Here is a 4,162-nt window from a genome sequence, read left to right as displayed (position 1 = left end):
TGAGGTCGCGGCGGGTGGGACCTTGCAGCTGCAGCGTTGGTTGGCAGATGCGCCAGCCGCCGCCGGTCGCTTGTCGCCGGATTCCGGGCTCCCGGCCTTGCGTGCGAAGTCCGGCCCGCAGGGTGCCTGACGCAGATCTTCGGGCCGCAAACGGGGCTGAGCGTCATTCTCAGCCACCCGCTCTGGCGAAGCGACCAAGTGGCCTGGAGCGAAGTCCAGCGCGAGGCAGATCACGCGGCGCGCCGGGATGGCGCCGCGGACGTGGTGTTTTTCGACATTTGGTCCCTCGAGCGCAGCCCCGACCGGCTAATGCCCATGTTCCTTCTGCACTAGGGTACCCGTCCGGTGAAGGCCACGGGGGTGATCGCTTCAGCTGATCGTCGCGTTCAGTCCTTGCCGCGGGTGATGCGGTGGTGCTCGGCGAGGAGGAGGCGGACCTCCTGGATACCGTCGTCGGTGAAGGCCAGGGTCCCGTCCTCGTTGTCGACGTCATAGACCCAGATCACGCCGTCCTCGGGTTCGAGGCCGAGGGTCAGGTCGTGGATCAGGTCTTGGTCGACGCCGAAGTCCCGCGCCAGCACGGCGACGGTCCAGACGTGATGCACCTTGTTGCGCTGCGTGGTCACGCGGCTGCAGCCGCCGGCGCGGCGGCCTTCCGGTTCCAGGGCAGCAGCTCGTGCAGGCGGCTGGCCGGCTGATCGGCGATGCGGGCGAGCACGTCGGCGAGCCAGGCCTGGGGATCGACGTCGTTGAGCCTGGCGGTGGCGATGAGGCTGAACATCATCGCCGCGCGCTTGCCGCCGCGGTCGGAGCCGGCGAAGAGCCAGGCCTTCCGGCCCAGGGCGGGCGGACGCATGGTCCGCTCGGCCGCGTTGTTGGTCAGGCAGATCCGCCCATCGTCCAGGAAGCGGGCGAACGAGGTCCAGCGCCGCAGCATGTAGTCCATGGCCTTGGCGGTGTCGTTCCCGCGGGCGAGCCGGGGCCGCTCGGCCCTCATCCAGGCTTCGAGGTCGGCCACGAGCGGGGCGCTGTGCGCCCGACGCGCGGCCAGCCGCTCGGCGGCGCTCCTGCCGGCGATGGCGCGCTCGATGTCGAACAGGGGGTCGATGCGGCGCACCGCCTCCAGGGCGAGCGGGGCGACGATCACCGGCGTCTTGCGGTGCTTCTGGCTGGCGATGTCGGCCAGTTCGAAGAACTTGCGCCGCGCGTGGGCCCAGCAAGCCGCTTCCAGGATCGGCGCCGGACTTCGCCCGGCCTCGTAGAGCTGACCGAAGCCGGCGTAGGCGTCGGCCTGCAGCAGGCCCGACCACTTCGCCAGATGCCGGACCGGGTGCTGGGCCGTCCGATCGCGCGAGTAGTAGTGGACCGCCGCCGGCGGATCGGGCCCGCCGAACGGCCGGTCGTCGCGCACGTAGGTCCACAGCCGGCCGGTGTCGCACTTGCCCTTGGCCAGCACAGGGATGTGGGTGTCGTCCGCATGCAGGCGTTGCGCGCCCAAGACGTGGGCCTCGATCAGATCGAACAGCGGCGCCAGCGCATGCGTGCAGGCTCCGACATGGTCGGCCATTGTGGAGAGGCTGATCGGCACGCCTTCGCGCGCATAGCGCTCGACCTGGCGGTTGAGCGGCTGGTGCTGGCCGAACTTCTCGAACAGGATCATGGCCAGCAGGCTGGGGCCCGCCAGGCCGCGGGGCACGACGTGGAAAGGCGCCGGGGGCTGGGCGATCGCCTCGCAGTCCCGGCAGGCGAACTTCTCGCGCACGGTCTGGATCACCTTCCACTGGCGCGGGATCACCTCCAGCGTCTCGGTCACGTCTTCCCCGAGCTTGGCCAGGCGTGATCCGCCGCAGCAGGGGCAGGCGGCCGGGGCGGCGATCACCACCCGCTCGCGCGGCAGGTGCTCGGGCAGGGGCTTGCGCGCCGGCCGGCGGCGTTCGAAGGCGGCGACCGTCGTCGTCCGGGCGGCGACCTTGGCCGCGGCGGCTTCCTCTTCGGCGGCCGTGGCCTCCAGTTCCTCGAGCTGCAGCTCCATCTGGTCGAGCAGGCGCGCGCCGCGCTCCGAGCGCTGGCCGTAGAGCGCGCGCCTCAGCTTCTCGATGCCGAGCTTCAGGTGCGCGATCAGCGCCTGGTCGCCAGCCCGCTCGGCCCTCGTCTGCGCGTGAGCGGCCCGCTCGGCCAGAAGCGCCCCCTTCAGGGCGTCCAGGTCGTCAGGCAGGGTTCGGAGATCGGCCTCCATGGACAAGGAGAAGATCACAAGAATCGCCCGCTGAGGCGCCCCCGCGCGCGCCCTGAGTCAGTGTGCCGCAGGCCTCACCCGGCCGCCGTCGGCCGCCAGGTCGCCTGCGGGTTGCGCCAGTCGATCCCCTCCAGCATGTAGCCCAGCTGCGCCGGGCTGAGCGCCACCGGCGCCCCCGCCGTCGCCGGCCACACGAACCGCCCCCGGTCCAGCCGCTTGGCGTACAGCGACAGCCCCAGCCCGTCGTGCCACAGGATCTTGACCAGCGAGCCGCTGCGCCCGCGGAACACGTAGAGATCGCCCACGTGAGGATCGCGCTTCAGCCCCTCCTGCACCAGCAGGGCCAGGCCGTTCATCCCCTTGCGCATGTCCGTCGCCCCGGTGGCCAGCCACACCCGCAGGTTCGCCGGCATCGGGATCATCGCAGCGCCCTCAGCGCCGCGCTCACCAGGGCCGCCGGCGCCGAGCCTCCGATGCTCACCCGAACCCCGCCCGCCAGATCCACCACGATCGCCGTCGAACCGGTCCCCGCGACAGGCGCCTCGACCGGCGGCTCTTCGACCAGCATCGCCGGGACGAAGCCGGCCGCCCGCCGCCGATCCTGACGCCACCGGTAGATCAGGCTCGTGCAGATGTCCGCCCGGCGCGCCACCTCCGAGACGATTGCGCCCGGCTCATCCGCCGCCGCCAGGATCGCCCGCTTCTGATCCGCGCTCCAGCGCCGTCGACGCTCCGGCCCGGAAAGCACCACCATCGTACCCATGCTGTACTGCTATCCACGACCCTGAGGACGACGTTAGCTGTGCAGACTCCGCCCGACGCCGTCACGCGGCAAGGCGGCCTTCACCGGACGGGTACGATCCAAGGGGACATCCAGCGGAGGAATGGGGGTGGCGCCCTGACGCCGGTGGCCATCGAAGAAGGCTTCAAAACGCCCAGCGCTGCCAACAGCTGCTCACGACCGCTCGCCGCCACTCCGCGCTTAGCCACCTCCTATGCAACCGCTGCCATCGACCCATCGCTGCCCTTGGGAGGGTCCGTCTCTCGGGGGCACTTCCGATAAGGCGCCATCGGCGCGACGCCCCGACTGATCGGAACCGGCAGCAATCCACTCAACCGCCGCCGTGAACCTCCGCTTTGGAACCGCGCCCCACGTCAACCGCCGGATGTCCGCTTCCCGCGTCGGTGCAAACCGGCCAGAACGACCCATTGCGGACCGTCCACGGCCCGACCCTATTCCCTCGGTAGTTTCACGGTGCTAAAACGCTCATCCAGGTTAGTACGGGCCTCGCTCCGCCCTCTGGACGGGAGGTGAGTGTGCGCAGGATCGGGGTCTTGGCGCTGTTGGTTACGAGCGCACTTCCGTTGCCGGGCTGGTCAGCGTCTCGTATCGTTGAGCTCTCCGCTCAAAACCTCGAAGCCGTCGCCCTAGGAGATCTTACTGCATACATTGATGGCCGCACCATCTGGCTCAAGCTGAAGGACGGCCGGGTCCTGAGGGGACAATTTGAGGTGAAGCCCGGCAGTTCATTTGGCGAATTGGGCAAGTCGCGCGGCATTGACAGACCCGGCGGAGCGTACACGAGTAGTGGCGACCTGATAGTACACGGCAAACCCACATTCATCGACATGACGGGCCCCGGCGGTGCAACCGTCCATTGTGAGGTCATGCACGATAGCGCAATTAATTCTGGGAGCGGCGTTTGCCTCTTTTCCAATGGCGCCGAATATCGGGTGCTGTACTGAGGTTAGTCGAACTGAGACCCACCATTGCGGACCGTCCACGGCCCGCATCCTGACGAGGGACACAGCCTTGTAGTCGAAAGCGCTCCGGAATTGACCCTATTCCCTCGGGAGTTCCACCGTGCTAAATGCTCATCGAGGTTAGTACGGGCCTCGCTCCGCCCTCGGGACGGGAGGTGAGTG

Annotated in this window: 5 protein-coding genes; 1 reads left to right on the top strand and 4 read right to left on the bottom strand. The window is 69.1% G+C overall.

Translation table 11 applies throughout. The features are described 5' to 3' along the window. Nucleotides 1-386: 386 nt before the first annotated feature. The 4 genes from VGI62_RS20530 to tnpA form a co-directional block, all read right to left on the bottom strand. A complete protein-coding gene (locus VGI62_RS20530; protein ID WP_331506434.1) occupies nt 387-626 on the bottom strand; it encodes a hypothetical protein in 240 nt (79 codons plus the stop codon). Beyond that, nucleotides 623-2,236, bottom strand: coding sequence for an IS66 family transposase (tnpC, locus tag VGI62_RS20525; protein ID WP_331506435.1), 1,614 nt, complete (start codon nt 2,234-2,236; stop codon nt 623-625). The genes VGI62_RS20530 and tnpC overlap by 4 nt, the downstream gene beginning before the upstream one ends. A 74-nt stretch (nt 2,237-2,310) precedes the next feature. Further along, nucleotides 2,311-2,658 (bottom strand): IS66 family insertion sequence element accessory protein TnpB, encoded by a 348-nt coding sequence (gene tnpB / locus VGI62_RS20520; protein WP_331506433.1) that lies wholly within the window; start codon nt 2,656-2,658, stop codon nt 2,311-2,313. Then, the gene (tnpA, locus tag VGI62_RS20515; RefSeq protein WP_331506432.1) at nt 2,655-2,999 is read right to left on the bottom strand and encodes an IS66-like element accessory protein TnpA; all 345 of its coding nucleotides are present in this window, start codon (nt 2,997-2,999) and stop codon (nt 2,655-2,657) included. The genes tnpB and tnpA overlap by 4 nt, the downstream gene beginning before the upstream one ends. A 572-nt stretch (nt 3,000-3,571) precedes the next feature. Here tnpA and VGI62_RS20510 point away from each other — a divergent pair. Next, complete coding sequence (locus VGI62_RS20510; RefSeq protein WP_331506431.1) at nt 3,572-3,982, top strand: hypothetical protein; 411 nt, start codon at nt 3,572-3,574, stop codon at nt 3,980-3,982. Nucleotides 3,983-4,162 lie beyond the last annotated feature (180 nt).

The organism is Phenylobacterium sp. (assembly GCF_036495085.1).
In the GTDB taxonomy this organism is placed as follows: domain Bacteria; phylum Pseudomonadota; class Alphaproteobacteria; order Caulobacterales; family Caulobacteraceae; genus Phenylobacterium.
The sequence above is the reverse complement of the archived record's forward strand: the minus strand, read 5'-3'. Positions and strand labels throughout refer to the sequence as shown.